General features: G+C 39.6%; 11 protein-coding genes and 1 tRNA gene. 4 read left to right on the top strand and 8 right to left on the bottom strand.

What is annotated here, in order from left to right; translation table 11 throughout:
• Positions 1-289: 289 nt before the first annotated feature.
• Both lptF and lptG read left to right on the top strand, forming a co-directional pair.
• On the top strand, positions 290-1,387 hold the full coding sequence (gene lptF / locus CYG50_RS17070) for an LPS export ABC transporter permease LptF (protein WP_102138168.1): 1,098 nt from the start codon (positions 290-292) through the stop codon (positions 1,385-1,387).
• Positions 1,387-2,463, top strand: coding sequence for an LPS export ABC transporter permease LptG (lptG, locus tag CYG50_RS17065; RefSeq protein WP_102138167.1), 1,077 nt, complete (start codon positions 1,387-1,389; stop codon positions 2,461-2,463). The genes lptF and lptG overlap by 1 nt, the downstream gene beginning before the upstream one ends.
• 56 nt (positions 2,464-2,519) lie before the next feature.
• On the opposite strand, the gene CYG50_RS17060 is transcribed toward lptG, so the two are convergent.
• Complete coding sequence (locus CYG50_RS17060; protein WP_102138166.1) at positions 2,520-2,966, bottom strand: hypothetical protein; 447 nt, start codon at positions 2,964-2,966, stop codon at positions 2,520-2,522.
• Between the two features lie 369 nt (positions 2,967-3,335).
• Positions 3,336-4,559: a D-alanyl-D-alanine-carboxypeptidase/endopeptidase AmpH gene (gene ampH / locus CYG50_RS17055; protein WP_102138165.1), complete on the bottom strand. Its 1,224-nt coding sequence runs from the start codon at positions 4,557-4,559 to the stop codon at positions 3,336-3,338.
• Between the two features lie 414 nt (positions 4,560-4,973).
• Here ampH and CYG50_RS17050 point away from each other — a divergent pair.
• Positions 4,974-5,058, top strand: a tRNA-Leu gene (locus tag CYG50_RS17050).
• 197 nt (positions 5,059-5,255) lie between these two features.
• The gene (locus tag CYG50_RS17045; protein WP_102138164.1) at positions 5,256-6,512 is read left to right on the top strand and encodes a tyrosine-type recombinase/integrase; all 1,257 of its coding nucleotides are present in this window, start codon (positions 5,256-5,258) and stop codon (positions 6,510-6,512) included.
• Positions 6,513-6,725: 213 nt separating this feature from the next.
• Here CYG50_RS17045 and CYG50_RS17040 read toward each other — a convergent pair whose 3' ends face one another.
• The 6 genes from CYG50_RS17040 to CYG50_RS17015 form a co-directional block, all read right to left on the bottom strand.
• Complete coding sequence (locus CYG50_RS17040) at positions 6,726-9,752, bottom strand: DEAD/DEAH box helicase (RefSeq protein WP_102138163.1); 3,027 nt, start codon at positions 9,750-9,752, stop codon at positions 6,726-6,728.
• Positions 9,753-10,561: 809 nt separating this feature from the next.
• On the bottom strand, positions 10,562-13,798 hold the full coding sequence (locus CYG50_RS17035) for a type I restriction endonuclease subunit R, EcoR124 family (RefSeq protein WP_102138162.1): 3,237 nt from the start codon (positions 13,796-13,798) through the stop codon (positions 10,562-10,564).
• Between the two features lie 9 nt (positions 13,799-13,807).
• Positions 13,808-15,028 carry a restriction endonuclease subunit S gene (locus tag CYG50_RS17030; protein ID WP_102138161.1) on the bottom strand — a complete coding sequence of 407 codons (1,221 nt, stop codon included), beginning with the start codon at positions 15,026-15,028 and terminating at the stop codon, positions 13,808-13,810.
• Position 15,029: 1 nt separating this feature from the next.
• Positions 15,030-17,621, bottom strand: a complete 2,592-nt coding sequence (locus CYG50_RS17025; protein WP_102138160.1) for a type I restriction-modification system subunit M — start codon at positions 17,619-17,621, stop codon at positions 15,030-15,032.
• A gap of 207 nt (positions 17,622-17,828) precedes the next feature.
• Positions 17,829-18,743, bottom strand: coding sequence for a restriction endonuclease (locus CYG50_RS17020; RefSeq protein ID WP_102138159.1), 915 nt, complete (start codon positions 18,741-18,743; stop codon positions 17,829-17,831).
• Between the two features lie 371 nt (positions 18,744-19,114).
• Positions 19,115-19,330 (bottom strand): helix-turn-helix transcriptional regulator, encoded by a 216-nt coding sequence (locus CYG50_RS17015; RefSeq protein ID WP_102138158.1) that lies wholly within the window; start codon positions 19,328-19,330, stop codon positions 19,115-19,117.
• Positions 19,331-19,420 lie beyond the last annotated feature (90 nt).

Raw genomic sequence — 19,420 nt, 5'->3', positions numbered from 1 at the left:
CGTTTCGCATGATCTACCTCATAGAGAATGAACTCTTTATGTTAAACTAACCATCTATACGCGAAATAGCTCACGTTGTATGCTGTTAATTGCGATACACCATGAAGTATGGCGGGTATATCTGGTTTCTCGAATATTAAGCATGTTCTGATATTTCTATCAGTACAGAGAATGCTTTTATATCATTGTAGCCATACAATAAACTAGAGTATATGTTAGTAAATGGCAGACATCGAACGAACTTAGCCATTTTCTTCCCAAAAGACAAGTTTTCACAGGCGTAATAAGCGTGATCATTATTAGATATTTGGTACGGGAAACCCTGAAAAGTCAGTTAGCCATACTTTTTGTATTGATGCTAATCTTTTTTAGTCAGAAGTCGATAGATATTCTTGGCGCAGCGGTTCAGGGTAACATTCCTTCAAACTTAGTACTTCCTTTGCTGGGGTTAGGTGTGCCTGAAATGGCGCAGCTTATCTTGCCTTTGAGCCTATTCCTTGGGCTTTTGATGACTTACAGTAAACTTTATACTGAAAGTGAAATCACGGTAATGCACGCCTGCGGTTTAGGCAAAAGTGTTTTAGTGAAAGCCGCGTTAGTCCTTGCGGTGATTACCGCGATGGTCGCCGTTGCTAACATTACATGGATGCTGCCATGGTCATCTCAATATCAAGAGCAAGTATTGGCGGATGCGAAAGCGAATCCTGGGCTAGCAGCCATGGTGGAAGGGCAATTTAAAACCACTAAAGATGGCAACTATGTGCTGTATATCGGTGATGTAAAAGGGAATAACTTCAAGAACGTTTTTCTTGCTCAGTTACGTGCTGCAAATGAACAACGACCTTCTGTTGTGGTAGCTGATAGCGGCTATATGAAAGAAGACCCTGATGGCCGTCAAGTCGTTGTTCTAAATGAAGGAACTCGTTATGAAGGAACAGCGCTACTGCGCGATTTTCGCATAACGGACTTTGTTAATTACCAAGCCATTGTTGATCACCAAACTGCAGAAACGCGTAGTGACCGAGTCGAGCAAAAAAATATGTTGCAACTGTGGTCTGAAAATACGCCTGAAGTAAACGCGGAGTTCCATTGGCGTTTAACGATTGTTTTCTCTGTTGTTGTCATGGCTTTGATGGTTGTGCCGTTAAGCGAGGTTAACCCACGTCAGGGGCGGGTGTTGAGTATGCTTCCTGCGATGCTGCTGTACCTTATTTTCTTTCTATTACAGAGCACATTGCGGAATAGTGCCGATAAAGGCGACCTCGACCCAAGGTATACCATGTGGGCGGTAAATGTGGGGTATTTGATATTAGCGATAGTTTTAAATGCGTGGAATACTGTCCCAATGCGCCGTATGCGTCTTAAATTGAGTAAAGGGGTTGCCTGATGTTTGGTGTTTTAGATAGGTATATCGGTCGAACCATCTTAAATTCGATTTTAGTGACGCTATTTCTGCTCGTTTCACTGGCAGGGATCATTAAATTTGTCGAGCAGCTTCGCAAAGTGGGCGATGGCGACTACACGGCATTGAGTGCAGGTGTATTCACCTTATTAACTGTCCCAAAAGATATTGATATTTTCTTCCCAATGGCGGCATTGTTGGGAGCACTAATGGGGTTAGGCGCACTGGCTTCACGTAGTGAGCTGGTGGTCATGCAAGCTTCCGGCTTTACCCGTTTACAAATTGCATTATCGGTGATGAAAACGGCTGTTCCATTGGTCATTGTCGCGATGTTTATCGGTGAGTGGATTGCGCCTGCGGGAGAGCAGTGGGCAAGAAACTATCGGGCAGAAAAAATTGTGGGTAACTCATTAGTGGTGACAGATGAGGGGATGTGGGCAAAAGATGCCAATGATTTTATCCATATTCAGCGGATTAATAATGCGACCTCGATTCAAGATGTATCGGTTTATCGCTTTGATGAACAACGCAAGTTGAAGTCAGTCATGTTTGCCGCAAATGGCGAGTACGACTCAACAAATCAACTTTGGGTGTTATCTCAAGTGGATGAGTCAATTTTAAGTAGTGAGAAAAAAATCACAGGTTCACAGCGACTAACAGTAGATTGGAAAACTAATCTGACCCCAGAAAAACTGGGAATAGTTTCACTGAATGCGGACTCGCTATCCATTCGCGGCTTGTATCAATATGTCTCGTATTTAAAAGAGAGTGGCCAAGTGGCTGCTGTTTATGAGCTTAGTATGTGGAAAAAAATACTCGCGCCATTATCCGCAGCCGTCATGATGCTAATGGCAGTTTCATTTATTTTTGGGCCACTGCGTACCGTTCCTATGGGTGTTCGTGTTATTTCAGGTATCGTGGGGGGGTTCCTCTTCTACGTACTTAACCAAGGGTTTGGTAACTGGAGTTTAGTCTATTCGGTTCCCCCTATCATTGCTGCTGTTTTACCGAGCTTGCTATTTTTGATAGTGAGTATTGTTTTGCTAGTTAAGCGAAAATAACGGTAGGCCAATGAAAAATAAAAAACGGTAGTAAATTGAAAATCTACCGTTTTTTTTTAGCCAAACAGTGCGTAACCTAGAGCGCTGATATAGGTTAATAACCCAGTTTGTGGTTGGAATAACTTTTTCCTGACGATAGATGTATTTGCTGGGTTATCAATAATAGCTAAAATATTTTCGCCACTGCGATTAGCTAGTTGTTGAGCAAGAGAAAACATTCCCCCGCATAGGCTATTATGGGTTTTGAATTTAAACGCTTTCTGACATTTTTCACGATAAATTCGTCTCTCTTCTTGCCGATAAGCTCGGATAGCCTGCATTTCAAAATCGCCTAAATACTTACAGGTAAATTGAGGGTTAATTGATTTATCTTCTATCTGTTGGGAATATTTAACTTTATGGCTTTTAATGTCATTTAGGATACTCGCCAATTCTGATTGACTTGTTTTATGGGCCAGAGTGGAATGGCTACTGGGTGATGTAGCGTAATTTTTAGTTCTCATTTTAGCTTTGCGGTTGTGGATAAAGTAGCTAAAAGATTACCGAGAAGATTAGAGAATTGATTTTAAAAATGGATAGTAAATTTATTAAAAACAGCCTGAATATCTCAGGCTGTCCAGACTGCAGCCAAACATATAATGTTTGGCTGCAAGTCGAATAGGTTTTTAAAATAAACTAGGAAAATCAAATTATTGATTTTCGGCTGATAACACAAAGTGGGAAAAACCACGCTTTTATCCCGCTTTGTCAACAACCTCAACAGCCTGAATATCTCAGGCTGTTGTCGCAATTAACGTGATAACACGGGTAAATCCACGTTTTAAGGTTGGGGTGTAACTCGCCATTGCTTGTAACGCTTCGGCGGTACTCCTTCAATGTTTCCCATACGCATGGTTAGTAGACAATGAAGCGACTAGTTCGTTAACGCCAATCGTTAATTTACTGAATTTACTGTTATCTTTTCGGGTCATTACCACAAATACCCCAATGTTTTGCTGTGGGATCATCGCCATATAGGTATTAAACCCACCGCCACCACCGGTTTTCTGATAAATTCCCGGAGTGCCATTTTTAGGTTTCATATACACCCACCCAAGGCCGAGTCCATCAGCATGGCCTGCAACATCCATCCCTTTAATTTCTAAAAGCTTTTCACGTGGGAAATAGATACCTTGTTCACGGGCTGCGGTGACTTTTCTTAAGTTACTGTCTGTCGATAAAAATTGTTGCATCCATTTTTGCATATCTGCAGGGGTAGAATACACGCCACCACTGCCTGCTGCTGCGAGTGTGTTATGGCAAGGGCTGGGTTTCGTTCCTTCCATTAAGCGGGCACATTGAGCATTATTTGGCGTGTAAGTGGTATTTGTCATCTTAGCCGGAGAAGTCACGTAATGGCTAAATAACTGTGGGTATGAGTGCCCTGACGCTTTAACCATCGCATCAGCGAGTAAATCATATGCAAGGTTGGAGTAGGAGGCTTCTGTACCCGGTGTTGCATCTAACTTGCCAGTTTTTAGCCATGTCCAGCGGTTATCTTGAGTTGGCCAAATAAAAACAGGACGTCCCCATTTCCCACCGGGTTGTTCACGAGGTAACCCACTGGTATGGCTTGCTAAATGATATAAGCGAATAGGTTGCCCACTGGCATTATCAGGAACATTAACACCGTGGTAGGCGTACTGTTGCAACGGATCAGTAATTAACAGTTTCTTATCTTGCTCGAGCTTAATTAATATTTCGCTTGTCATTAATTTTGTAATTGATGCAATGCGAATTAATGAATTTGGGCCCGGTTTTTTACCATTACCCGGCGCAGTTTCACCATAATAGCGCGATAGCGCCTGATTATTATCGATAACAATAATCGCCATGCCTCGCGCATCACTTTCATTAAAAATGCGATTAGCATATAAATCGACAATCTTAGCGACGCGCTCGTAAGTCCTTCTATCTCCCTCAAAAACCTGCCAGTCTGAGGATTCAACATCATTACTTTGCAGAAATTTTGGTGCTTTTTCTGTCTTACTTGAACATGCCATTAACACTAAAGATAATGCGGATACAGACAGAACTTTTAGAAATGATTTCTTCATGTTGGAAGCCAGCCGATATGATTGTTTGCAAATAGCTTTTCAGCCAATATTATTTTTTCTTAGCGAAAATCTTCATGACGACACCAATTAAGATGCCAATAAAGATACCTGTTGCTATCCACCCAACAAAACCCATGATTAAACCTTAAATATTGACATTAGATTGCAGATAAACTAACAAAAATAATGACCTGCCGCCAGTCACAGAGCCTCTCGATAAAAAAAATAATTTGGGAAAAGTTAACATACTCATTAATAGATATATAAACAAAAGAAGCTTTCCCTGTGATTTTATCAAATCTAATGAATATGCTTTTTTTTTAATCGAACAAACAACATCTTCACGAATAAGTGTTGCCAGTAGGCATAAGGCAAGTATAATGACAGCGTTTTCCAAGAAACACATCACTTCGTGCCGGAGTGGCGGAATTGGTAGACGCAGTTGATTCAAAATCAACCGCCTTCGGGTGTGCCGGTTCGAGTCCGGCCTTCGGCACCATAAGAACATCAAGAGACGTCAACCGACGTCTTTTTTTGTATCTAAAATCCAGTGTTTGCAAGGTTCCTCTCGCATTTTAACTCTACCAACGTATACTCAACTCAACCGACATCAAGTTAATGATGTGGGTACATTTGCGGGTATATGCCGATTCGATAAAGTTTTGTACCCGCAATTCGGCTGCGAGGATAGTTAAAATGGCACTTTCCGATACTAAAGTTCGTTCTGCAAAATCTGAAGATAAAGCGTACAAGCTGACAGATGGTAACGGACTATTTCTTCTGGTTCATCCTAATGGCTCTAAATATTGGCGCTTCCGTTATCGCTTTGGCGGTAAAGAAAAGATGCTAGCATTTGGCGTGTATCCTGATGTCTCCCTTGCGAATGCTCGTGAAAAACGAGATGAAGCAAGAAAGCTTGTCGCAAGTGGGATAGATCCCAGCGAAAAACGCAAAGAAGTGAAAGAAGAGCAACAAAAGGAATTTAATACCTTTGAAAAGGTTGCTCGTGATTGGCATGCGACCAATAAGAAGTGGTCAGAAGGGCATAGCCATCGAGTCCTCAAAAGCCTAGAAGACAATATCTTTGCGGCTATTGGTAAACGTAATATTGCCGAACTGAAAACTCGCGATCTACTCGAACCGATTAAAGCCGTGGAGATGTCTGGACGTCTTGAGGTGGCGGCACGTTTACAACAGCGTGTGACAGCTATTATGCGCTATGCGGTACAAAGTGGTTTAATTGACTATAACCCAGCGCAAGATATGGCTGGCGCAGTTGCCACTGGTAAACGAGTCCATAGAGCTGCATTAGAACTTAAACGCCTCCCTGAGTTCTTACAACGCATCGATGATTATAAGGGAAGGCCTTTAACTAAGCTTGCAGTCAAACTTACTTTATTAGTCTTCATTCGTTCCAGTGAACTACGCTTCGCCCGTTGGGATGAAATTGATTTTGAGAATGCCATGTGGACGATCCCTGCTGAACGCGAAGCGATAGAAGGGGTTAAGCACTCCCATCGTGGATCAAAAATGCGTACTCCTCACTTAGTCCCTTTAAGCCGACAAGCCATTGAGATTTTAAAACAGATCTATCAATTCAGCGGTAACCATGAATTGATATTTATCGGCGATCACAACCTTAGAAAACCGATGAGTGAAAATACGGTAAACAACGCATTACGAGTGATGGGCTATGACACTAAGACAGAAGTATGTGGGCATGGCTTCAGAACGATGGCGTGTAGCTCGTTGATTGAGTCAGGGTTATGGTCGAAGGATGCAGTAGAAAGGCAAATGAGCCACCAAGAACGTAACTCAGTGAGGGCTGCTTATATTCATAAGGCGGAACATATTGAGGAAAGGCGACTGATGGTGCAATGGTGGGCTGATTATCTGGATGCGAATAGGAAGAGGGGGGTTAGTCCGTTTGATTTTGCAAAGTTATCTGTATGACACTTCCTTTATTACATTAATATTTGTCTGCTGTGTTTCAATATCACGGAGTGAATTTAAGAATATTGTGCTCATGAATGTTTGATGCTTGATAAAGTATTGGTAATAAACCAATTATTTATCAAGTAGTTATAAGTTAGAGTCTGGATAGGTCTTATTGAATTGAAGAATATGCCCCCCACTTGATGATGAATTTGTGGGGGCATATTTGAGCTAAGATGTGAATATTTTTATATCCACATCCATTTCATCAGCAGTACTTAGCCAATCTTCAATTAATTGGAATGCTTGTATTGTTTCAGATTGCTGGTCAGTATCTTTAGACATCTGCTCAATAAAATGTTGTTTAGAGAACGAATTGCCCATCACTATCCATATTTCCTTACTGCAAAGTGGCGACTTTCTTCTTTCTGAAATTAATTCCCAAGCTTTATCTTTGAGCTTATTTTTTGCATCTGTAATTATTCCTTTGTGATTGAAGGCAAGCCGGAATCGTGAGTTAAGTCGATGTTTTGCAGTTGGTGAAGGCCATGGTTTATCCCAGATTGAAAAATTCCCAGGTATATTTTTAGTTGAGTGAGATATCAGGTATGATAAATTCTTTATTGCCTGACTTCCGACTTCTGCGATTGCTCCAGCAGATGATTTCGGCGAGATTTGTGAATCCCCACATTTGACATGAATGAAACATAATTTTTCGGAAGACGAAACGATGAAATCACAAGGTTCAGTGTTCATGTCTGTGCAAATAACAAGATCGCAATTGGGGATAAACGAATAGAAAGGCCCTAGCTCGGTAATGGTAGGATTATCATTTGAATAGTTACTTAATTGATCAATCAAATAAAAAATGGAGTTTTTATCAAATTCTGTACTAGTTGTGTTAAAGTAAGACTCTTCCTTATTATACTCCCCCTTTTCGCTAAGTCCTTTAGATAGCAGTTTTGGAATGCTAATAAGAGAGCGTCCAGCCCAGCTTTCTGCTGCACTAATGCCTTTTTCACATGGAAGTGAAAATTTATAAAATTTTGTGTCGCTATATGTTGTTCCGTCCAAAAAAAGTATGCGATAACAGTTATTATTTAAATAGGAGATTATTTGGTCAATATCACCATTACCATTAGAATTTTCTTCATCTACTACCAAAGAGAATTTATGTTGTTCTTCTGAATATTTAGCAAAAACTTTGAATGATTGCGTTCCAATGAATAACTCTCCACCTTCTTCTTCTGAGTAAGCAATGTAGTAATAGTCGGGGGGGAATTCTTTTTCAGAAATTAACTCAATATCAAAGTTTGATAAATCAAGAATAAGTGAAACTATTGGAGAGTTAGGTTTTTCATTAATAGGTTGTGAGTATGATTTTATTAATCGACCACTATTGGTATTTTCTTTAGATGTGCTTTCATCTATTTTTATTATCCATTCTGATAAGTCTTCGATGGTGAAGTTTCGCTCCATTTGGTCAGAAACACGGCCAGATCTAGCCCCTAAATAGAAACTACTATCATTTTTTCCTTGTTCATCCTTATTAACTACTTTCAATGTCGTTAGTGCATACATAGCATTGCGCTGAGTACTATTGATATTTTCTAGGTTTTTACCTTTTAAGGACATCGCTTCCGGTCTGTTTTTTGCTGCGCCTATGGCTCTTGAGTGGGCTTCTTTTATTTCACGGACTTTAGTAGCAGCAGCTAATGCTGTTAATCTATTGATATTTATTGGGTTTGAAAGATTTAAGTCGATTCTATTTGCATACTTGACTCCAGCGCTATCAAAAATAGCTACGCTATTAGATAGCTCTTTAACTATTATGATTTCTAATTTAGGCTCAAAGAATAATTTGTCAGAAAGATACCTTGAGCTATTGAATGAGATGTATAGATATATGAATACATTATGGTCATTGTTTATTTTTTTTACGAGTGAACCTTGTGTATGCAGTTCCCAATATATCTTATCCAAGAGAAGGGGGGTTGAGTAATTAAGGCCTTTTTCTATAAAACAAACAGATGCTAATGGTATTGATATATCATTAACATTTATAGATTGTAAATCCAACCTTTCTCTAAAACGGCTTGAAAAGTAGCTGTACTCAGGGAAATTATCAAGAAATCCTTTGATTAGATTAGTTGTACTTAGTGATTTTATAAAACCTTTTGAACCGACAGATGTGGATATGTAATCATCAAATGTACGGTAGCTTTGCCACATTCTTTCATTAGATGAACTTGCTAAATCTATTACGATCGGGTCTATTGAATTATAATTTCTAACGACCCTCCCAATTGTTTGAACTAATTCTCTACCACTTCCAACCTGATAGGTTAAAACTAATAATTTTGCTTCAGGCAAGTCTACACCTTCATCAAGTTTATGTTGATGAATTAGAATTCTTATGTTATCAGATTTTAATGCAGAGTTTACTGATTTAAATTTACCGTTAGCTTCGTCATTTCTAAATGTTTCATGTATACTTGCTGTTTTATATTTTTTAGAAACCACTTCATGGTATAATGATATATCATTAGCATCTTTGCATTTTATTATACATTTTGTCTTTTCATTTTTTTCTAGAAAATACTGTACTTCTTGAAGCATTCCATCCATTGAGTTGACTTGAATGAAATTTGGCTCAGTTATTATATTATCCAAAATAGCTTGCTTAAATGTAAATATAAAATAATGTTCTAAATCAACGTTTAATTCGAAAAGATCATTTCTATAAGGTGTTGCTGTGATTACAACTTTAATTGCATCTGATTGTCGTACAATTTCTCTCCATACAGGAGATGGTTCAGAATGGCCTTCATCAATAATAATCAATTCAAAGAACTGTTGAGTTATAGAGAGTTCTTCTGGTGTTAACATAGATAGTTTTTGAAATGTTGAAATATATATACCTTCTTCACTCAGATTATTAATGTTTTTAAAAACCCTTTTTAATTTTATATCTGGATCGTTTAGTGTAACTCTAAAAAACTTATTAGAAACCTCTTTGTATAATTGCTCTTTAACCGCTCTTCTGTGACAAATAATTAAAATTTTTCGCTCTTTACTTAAGTGGGACATTAAACTTATGACACCTGTCTTACCCGCCCCTGTAGGCAAGTTTATTAGAAGTGCTTTATCAGTAACATTTTTTTTCTTAAATTTAAAGAAAATCTTAATGGCTTCCTCTTGACATCTTCTAATTTTACCAGTAAGAACTTTCAAGTATTTTAATGAATTTTTTTGCATGTAATCTCCTTTACATATTCAATTATCATAAGAAGGTTTATAATCAATCACCTTGGTTCACATTGAGATCTTCTCGAATCACATCTTGTTCATGTCACGGAGCAATATGGTCTAGGTAAGCTGCCGTACTAGGCTATTCAAATGTAAATCATCAGCAGCTTGTTTATTGCATTCAACTAATACTCGTTCTTGTCCCTCTCCACTATACGCTCTATTATACAACGGTGGTAAACTTTACCTTCAAAGTAAGTGCACACCACACAGACTCAGTCAAACTCAAGAACATCGTGACTAGTTTTTGGAGGCCTAGTTTCATTTTTTGTTTGTTTTGACTATCAGTCTGTTATTACAATTAACCTATGCGGTAAGGCAATTAGTCAAAAAGTAGCTTACTCTATTTGGTCAATATTTATTCATCCAGTTTTTTACTCCTTCTACGATAAATTTACGTTTTTCTCTATTGTGCTCTAGATGAGCAGACATTACTTTTTGCTCCAGTTCGATACGTCGATAATCATCTTTTCGAAATGCAGGTAAATTTAACTGCTTGTAGTGGCTTATATCGATAAGAATGCGATCCGTGCTACTGGAGTTTTAACAAACTGTGTAGATGAGTTGGAAGGGATAACGTCGTAAGTGTAATTTTTTAAATGATAAAAGCAGCTTTTACCTTCAGAGGAAAAAACTGCTTTTGTATTTATGATTTATTATCAAATTGAATAATCTAAGAAGTACAATCGGCAGTTAGTGCTTTACTGAGTAAACTCATTGAGAAAGCGAGTCAATCCTAATTTTTGCGCTATTCATGGCTATTCTAATACACCGTTTGGCGCACCAACAATATCATCTAAGACAGCATCCGTTTGTGCGAAAATAAACTGCTTTAAAAACTGTTCAATACGCATATTTAGTTTAAACGGAGGGAGTGCCACGCCATCTTGTTTATCAAAATAGGCTTTAGCTTTTGTTTTATCTACCGAATTTTTTAATGCATCGAAGCGCCCAAAGTTGTTAAGGTTTTTTTCACTTACGTTATCAGACATTAATGCAATAAGCAGCCCTTTATCTAAACCAAGTGCATCAACCACTGTGTTGAGTAATGCATTTTCAGCATTATTTTTGTAAGTATTGATGTAATCTCTAAATGTATAACCGTCTATCAATTGTGCGTCGCCGCGTTGTAAGTCATGTAAGAATAGTTTTGCGTAATTTTGTTCACTTTGCGTGAGTGATGCAAATGACTTATGTAGTTCATTCAACGTATTCTCAATATCGGCAGAGTCTTGATGTACTTTTAGTTCCTTTAAATATTTATCAAAACGGCTGTTCATATAGTCCGCATCGATTTTACCAGTATCTATTTCTGTTAAATAACCACTGATATCAAAAGGAACGTCACCACCACCTGCTCCAGCGCTCTCGCCTTTGCTGACCAATTCTTTATAACGTAAAACTAGGCTTAAATAGGTTTGTTCGTCCGTATTCAACGTCACTTCATATTTGGCATCACTTTCGGTAGATGAATAGACGGATTGATCCCAATGCATGCCTTGTATTTTGGCAGCTTCTAAATGTTGGTTAAAGGAATTGAACAGTTTTGCAAATTTGCCACAGGCTTCAATATCATCAGGCAATTTTTCAAAATTCGCTATTCCTGCGTTGATAAACAGTTCATTAGTTTCTGCCATCAATTCGTTCATAGCTTTAATATTGCTTGGTAATTTATCAACAAATAAGCCGATAGGTTTATCACCTGAGTAGAGTTTTACCGCATCGTTAATATGCTGTTCCATCGTGTGTGGGTAGCGGTAATAACGGATAATGCCATGAGGTTTGTCAGGGCCAAACAAGCGATTAGTGCGTGAAAAAGCTTGAATAATATTTTGGTATTTAATGACCTTATCCAAATACAACGTATTCAACCATTTAGAATCAAACCCGGTGAGCATTTGATCGACGACAATTAGTAAATCCAATTGTTTTGAAGGCTCGGTATGAATACGCTCATAAGGTTTTTTATGGGCAAGACGTGCCGCTAAATCTTTCTTAAAGGCTGCATGACGGGAAAAATCAAAATCCTGAGCATAGCGCGCATTATAGTCGCTCATGATCTCTTCTAGACCATCACTTTTAAAGGTAGAACCACGATCATCACAGCCATCGTTATCAATATGTGGATCAAATAAAGCGGATATTTTAAGCTCGGGCTTAGCGGCTTTTAAGCGGCGATAATAATCAATAGCTTCTGCAATACTATTGGTGGCAAAAAGTGCGTGGAATTTATAGCCTTGGCTAAGTACATCCCATTCATTTAAGATGTCAGTGACCACTTTTTCTTGGTGATCGTCCATTAAATATTGGTTTTTAGGCACATAGTCTTCGATGCCTTTATGGTATTTGTCGATGGCGTCTTTATAGCCAGCCATCGGTACATCTTTCATAAAGTTGTTAAATTTTTTCTTTTTGGCAGGGTCATCCATGGCATCTTGCACAGAACTGGCCTTGGCTTGTGCTAAGGCAACCTCTTTTTTTAGATCGCCGTCTTTAAAAGTGGATATTTTGTAAGGGTCGAAACCTAGCACGTTGCCATCACGTATACCATCAGCAATGCTATAACGGTGTAACTCGTTGCCAAACACATCGGCGGTAGTATTACTATTGATTTGATTTTCATCATGAATCGGTGTGCCAGTAAACCCAAAAAAGAGTGCTTTGGGGAATGTTTTTTTGATCCTTACCAGCATGCCTTCTTTGTTTTCTTTGCCGCCACTCATCGTCGAACGGTGCGCTTCATCGATAATAAACACCAAGCGTTTGGCGCGTATTCTTTCAATATCGACTGCGTTCGTGGCAGAGCCTTCATCGTTGACTTCCTCAAAAATATTGCTCATTTTTTGAATGGAGCTAACAATTAAGGTATCGGCAGGGGCTGTGCTTTTTAACTTGGTGATCAGGACGTAGGTATTTTCAGTGGCTTGTACGTCTTCGCCATCGCCAGCAAAGTTTCGGTATTCTGATAGAGACTGAGTACCTAGTTCAATTCTGTCCATTAAAAAAATCACTTTATCGGCATCTTTCGATTGTGCAATGAGTTGCGCCGATTTAAAGCTGGTCATGGTTTTCCCTGAACCCGTGGTATGCCACACGTAACCGCCGAGACGGTCGAGATTGTTGGCCGCGCTACCCAGTTGCTGCCAATTGGTTTTAGCTACCTTATCGGATATCGCATTGGCGGCGTAATACTGGTAGCTACGCATCACTTTTAGTATGCCGTCGGTATCGTCAGCGACGGTGTAGAAACCAATCAACTGGTGTGCCATCGGGATCGATAGCAGTGTGGACGCAATATCTTTCCAATGATTCATAGGCTCATTATTAAAATCAGCCCAGTTAAATTGATAGTCAGGGTTAAATTTACCGTCTAATCCCGGATTGGCAAAGTATTTGGTTTCATTAGGCTCCATTGCCACAAATACTTGGATCAGTGAAAACAATCCACTAAAGATACCTTCTGCGCTGTATTTTTCGATTTGGTTAACAGCTTGGCTAACCGGAATACCACTGCGTTTTAGCTCGACATGAATGACCGGCATCCCGTTAATGAGCAACAGCACATCACCACGGCGATCATTACCTAATGGGCTACCCCGTTCAAATTTTGGCTGTTGTGCAATTTGGTAGCGGCTTTGCCCCGCGGCGATTTCTTGACGATCGTAAATTTTTAAACTAATTTCTTTGCCTAGGTGCAAGGCGTCGTCAGGATTATCGCGTTTTATCGCGACAGTTTTTCCGTTAATCAAACCGTTGAGTTTGAGCGGTGTTTTAAGCTCTTTGATTTGCTCAATAATCTGCTGCATTTCGCTATCAGTTAACGGCACATCGTTTAATCTGTCTTGCTGGCGGTTATTTTCGAATAAAATGTTAGCCCAATTTTGCAGCAATTCCGCTTCGGTTTTGTTTTTAAGGATCTGCGGCTCCCAACCCTTTTGGGTGAGTACCTCAATAAACGCCTGCTCAAACTGTGCTTCGGTTTTAAACGTGGTCATGGTCACTCCCTAGACAAACATTTTGCTCAAGCAGGCCTGTTTGATATTGTTGAGTTTAGTGATTTGCTGTTGGTGCTGGTTGATCAGCACGTCGAGCTTTTGGAAATAGTTGCCGATAGCGATTTGTTCCTCTTTTTTTGGTACACGATTTTTTAATTCGGAAAACTCTGTTTTATTTACAATCTGCATGGTTCCAGAAGAGGCGGATCTTTTTAATTTTTCTGACCATAATACACTAGCTGAATATAGAAAATATGGATTATTCTCTTTTTCATTTGGAACAACACCATTTATTTGTTGGTTAAAGCTACCTTGTGAACCTAAAATTGTATTTTTCCCTATGCTGGCGATACATGTCACCAAAATTGTATTTTTGGGTACTATACGCGCTACTTTACAACCTACTAGTGATAATCGTTTTGCGGTATTAAATGTAACATTTCTAGAAATATCAGTCGGAGTAACCCAAGGTATTCCATCATTAGAATAATTAGCTAGATTCTGAGTTGATGGTGTAGAACCAGTTATGATTTCCCCAAGCTGGCTAACGCTCTTTTCCTCCCACTCCCCACTAAACCCTTTAAAACGGATTTCTGGCACGGCTTCGCCTTGTTTAGGAAACATTTTTTCAATCATAGCTTTTTTAATATTGCTGAGTTTGTCATGCTTTTGTTGGTGTTGGTTGATTAGGCTATCGAGCTTTTTGAAGTAGCTGCCGATGGCCGTTTGCTCAGATTTTATTTCAGGATAGTTTATTGTTTTTGACAATAATTCATTCTTGGTTATGCCTTTTATCGATGTGCCTTGAACTTGCTCTTTTTCAATTTGTAGTTGTATCCAGAGAGCATAAGCCGAATATTGTGGGTCAGCTTTCAAATCACTTAAGGATAAAAAATCTTGGCTAGTGGCATACTCATCTTCCATTAAAGAAAGCTTTCCTACACCTACTCTTGTAACGATTGCTATCGAATTACCTGAAACCAACTTAGCCGCTGACTTATTTATTGCTTCTTTAGTGATATACTTTTTAGCGTTGACTGAGCTAATACTATTATTTTGAAGATCAGAGGATTGAATCCAAGGAATATCGCCTTGCCAAAAGCTTTTCTCGCTAGTCGAAGGAGTTCCTCCCCCAAAAGTTGTACCGCAAATTGTTCCAATTGGATTATTTAACCACTCCCCACTAAACCCTTTAAACCGAATCTCAGGTACTTTCTTATCCATATTCATCTTATTCACCCTTCAACAAATGGGTAAGTTCAGCTAAACCCTGCATATCAAATTCATTACCCGTCAGCTCGCTCATCATCTGTACCAGTTCTTGCTCGGTTTTTTTGATTTCATTGGCCACTTGCGAATAAGTGATGGCATATTTATCGGCAAGGGCTTGCACTTGGCTAGTGAGCTGGGTAATGACCGTATTTGGCATTGCAGCGAGTTCAGTGCTTAATGGTGTAATCCATTTTAAATGCAGTAGATTATTCACCTGTTCATCACTGAGGGCTTCTATGATAGTTTTTGTTTTCAAATGTAACGCGGTAGCGGCATCTTTGGTGGCTTTTTTCAGGGTTTTTTCTTCATCAATAAGCTTATTGGCAGAAATAATTTTTGCCTCATAACTGTCTGCTGCAAACTTAGTCTTGCTGTCTCTTTGCTCTTTTAAGAACACTTTAGCAGCCTTGCTAACTTCGGCATTGGCAAAGCCATCCTTGCTCTCTTTGACTGTCTCTTGCTCTTTGTCTTCTTCGCTGAGGGATTCCAGAATTTCTTCCAATTTGCTGGCGATTTCCGCTAGGCGGTTTTCTTGCTCAGCCAACGCTGCCAAGTCATCACTCAAATAAGTTTGTTGCACTAAATCAAACGGCAATATATGGCCTTTCCAACCCTCTTGCACTTCGATGTCTTGGCCATTTTTCTTCTTGATAACTATGTTAGGATCAACTTGTTTGGTGACGGCAAAACCTTCAGTTTGCATCATTTCTAAATCGGCGCTGATGATTTGCCATTGGTCATTCAAAAATTGATAGGCTTGGTATTTGTCAATCAAGCTTATGGGCGCTAGCCGGCTAAATAGCTCGTCACTGAGCGCGGCTTCTTGTTGGTTACGCTTTACGAATTCGTAGTTATCAATTAGCTCAGTGTTTAGCTGATCATCAAAGCCATTAAAGGCTTGGTTATAGCTACAGATAAACGCCAACACTTGCGGGTGTTGACTAATGCAGGCATTAACCGCTTGCTTGTCGATGGCAAGCGTACTGTAAGCGTCAGATTTTGGTGTAAACAACGTATCATGCAATTGTGGAAAGGCTTGCCAATACTCGGCTAGCTCAGCAATTTCGCTGTTGGGGATGCCGCCTAGCATGGTGGCGTGTAAATCCCAATGTTGTGCTGGAGCAGAAGAGTCGACATAGCGCGGTATGTTGAGGTTATAGTCGTTGTCGCGCAGGGTTTGTTTGCTCACCAGTATCGAGAATTTGTCAATGCTTTCGCGGTTAATCACCGCATCAGTAATGCGCTTGATATCACTGGCTTGCAGTTTATTATTTTTGCCTTCTTTTAGAAAATGCTTGGAGGCATCCACGACCAATACATCTGTGTCTTGCCGTTTTTGCTTCAGCACCAAAATCACCGTAGGAATGCCCGTGCCAAAAAAGATATTGGCCGGTAAACCGATAATCGTGTCAATGTGATTTTGTTCAATCAGTTGCTTGCGAATTTCCCCTTCTTCACCACCACGGAATAACACACCGTGAGGCAACACGATGGTCATAATACCATCGGGCTTTAAATGGTAGAGATCATGCAGTAAAAAAGCAAAATCGGCTTTCGTTTTAGGGGCTAGACCAAAGCGTGAATAACGTGGGTCATTTTCTTTAAAACTGGGATCCCAAACTTGTGAGTATGGTGGGTTAGAAACTACCGCATCAACATACAACGTCTCATATGAACCTTGTGGGTCGTTTTCATCAAAATACGGCCAGTCATCTTCTAAGGTATCGCCATTACGGGTTTTAATGTTGCTGGCTTTTATACCGCGCATGATCAGGTTCATACGGGTTAGGTTGTAGGTGTTAGCTTTTAATTCTTGAGCATAATAAGTGATGCTGTCTTTATTTTTAGCATATTTTCCGACAGCTTCACCAATGTTGATCAGCAGCGAACCCGAACCCGACGTTGGGTCGTAAATTTCGATATTATCTTTATGCTGTAATTCGTGAGCGACAATATTCGACATCAGCACAGACACTTCGTGAGGCGTGTAAAATTCGCCTGCTTTTTTGCCCGCATTAGCCGCAAATTTTTCAATCAAATATTCATAAATGTAACCCAGTACGTCATACCCTTGATTCGCATTCATGGGGATACTTTTGATCAAGTGCAGTAAATCGCTGATGGCTTTGGTACGCTTGCCTGCACTTTCACCTAGCTTACTTAAACCTGTTTCTAGGGTAGTAAAAATACCGTCAAACAGCTTTTTGTAGGTTGGCGAAATCAAACGGCTAAACGCAGACAGCGCATCACGCACGTTAGATTCATCAAATTCAGATGTTGGATCAATCCATGTGGAAAAAAGGTTGTTATAGGCAACAAAGTAGCCCAGATTGCTTTGGATATATTCAACGGTTTCTGCATCTTTTTCATCAAGGGCTTTGATATCTTCAGCCGTCATCCCCTCTTTAGTAACAAACTGCACAAGCTGTTCACTTAAATATTTATAGAAAATAAAGCCGAGGATGTAATCTTTGTATTCGTTAGCTTCTATTTTAGAACGCATCTGGTTGGCAGATTCCCAGATTTTGGCTGCCAGTTGTTGTTTATTCATGTTCTACTCTAATTGTTCATTTGAGCCTGACTAGTACGCCTTAAATGGGCAATCAGGTATCGAAATAGGGGTATTTATATATTAAACACTATTGGAACCATAAAGTCTGCAAACCTTTAATGAAACATAGTGTTAGGCAATAGGTCTTATAGACTTAACTGTTATTTTTTGATCGGATGAGCGGCAAATTTTGTATATTTGATATAGCTACTCAAAATAATCCATATCCAGCTTTGGTAGCTTAATAACTTGTGAGCTAACGCCTATCTCATTATCCATCATTAGGTTAACTAAGCGGTTACCATCGATAAGGACTAATCCCTCAACGGATTTAGCAAAATCAATCGCATGAGCGGTATAGCCAGAGGTCGTAATAAAAATGCCGCGTTTGGCTTTTTGCCCTGCAAGCGCGCCATAAAAGGCTTGTAAGTCAGGACGACCGACGGTGCCTTGCCAACGTTTTGCCTGCACATAAATTCGCTCTAATCCGAGCTGATCTAACGAAATGATCCCGTCAATTCCACCGTCGCCTGTACCACCAACACGTTGTAAATCATCACGATGGCTGCCATAACCTAATTTATGTAATACATCTAGTACTATGAATTCAAAGCGGGTAGGGGATACTTGAAGTAAATTTGCCAGTAAATCAATGGCGACAGATTCACGAATTTCTTTTAGCGCATCGTTTAGACGATCATCTGGGCTACGAACTTGCTGAAGATTGTCAGGATCTATTTGTGTATCTTCATCTAGTGGGACTATATCAGGATTGGTTTTAAGCTTTATGTTCATAAAGTCAAAAGCTAAATGATCAACTTGTTCTTGGGTTAGGGGGAAGGGGTTATTTTTAATCCACTCTAAACCTGTCTCTGTTAGGCACCACTTTCCTCGTGATAAGCTTTGTGAAAGCCCTGCACGTTTTAATCTATCATGAGCCCAGCCAGCACGGTTTTTATAGACTAACTGACCGCTTGAAATGAGTTCAGAACGCTGATTGTCATTTAATCCTAGGATTTCAGCTGCGCCCTCATGGACATCTTTGGCGGCAACACCTTCAGGATGGTGTTTTAAAAAACGTAATACGGGCTCAATAAATTTATCGTAGGTTGGAACTGCCATGGAAACCCTCTATAAGAGATACTTAACATGAATTTCTATACTATGGCATCTAACTTCACGGATGTTAAGTTAGATATTCATATCAGATTGCACAGATAATGGCTCAGTAAGCGTTTTACCATGAATTAAGAGGTACAGATATGCGGATACGACAGCGGGCGTGCTGTCGGTATCAGGGATGCGAATATCAGCTGATAGTCTTAACTAATGGATAACTTGGTGAAACTGTTCAGCCAGTTTTTATAAGAGGTAACAAATTCTCATCACGAAAAGGGAACGCCTCATTGTGTTCTTTATCACTGTATTGGAGCTTTTGCAGGACAAGATGTTGGTATGGGGGTAAGCATTGTTTCTGATTAAGCTGAATATCTTTAGCTTCTAGATTCAGCAATACGATTTTGTAACCATTGTTCAACTTCACTTCGTAACCAACGAGAACTACGTCCTAGTTTGATAGGCTTAGGGAATTCACCATCTTGAATCAGCTTATAAAACCATTTATCCGTTAAGCCCGTTAGCTTAGTGATAAATTTCATGTCAATGAATTGATCGCTCAGTAGTGGGGTGTCAGTCGTTTGAATAGTCATTGTTTGTTTCTCCGATAATTGAAAAGGAGAAGGATTCGAAAAGGGATAATGGGTGTGGCGGCAATCCTTCAAACAATAACTGGCTGGCGT

This window comes from Providencia huaxiensis (assembly GCF_002843235.3).
Taxonomy (GTDB): Bacteria; Pseudomonadota; Gammaproteobacteria; order Enterobacterales; family Enterobacteriaceae; genus Providencia; species Providencia huaxiensis.
Note: the sequence above shows the minus strand (reverse complement) of the source record. Positions and strands in the feature narration are given on the sequence as shown.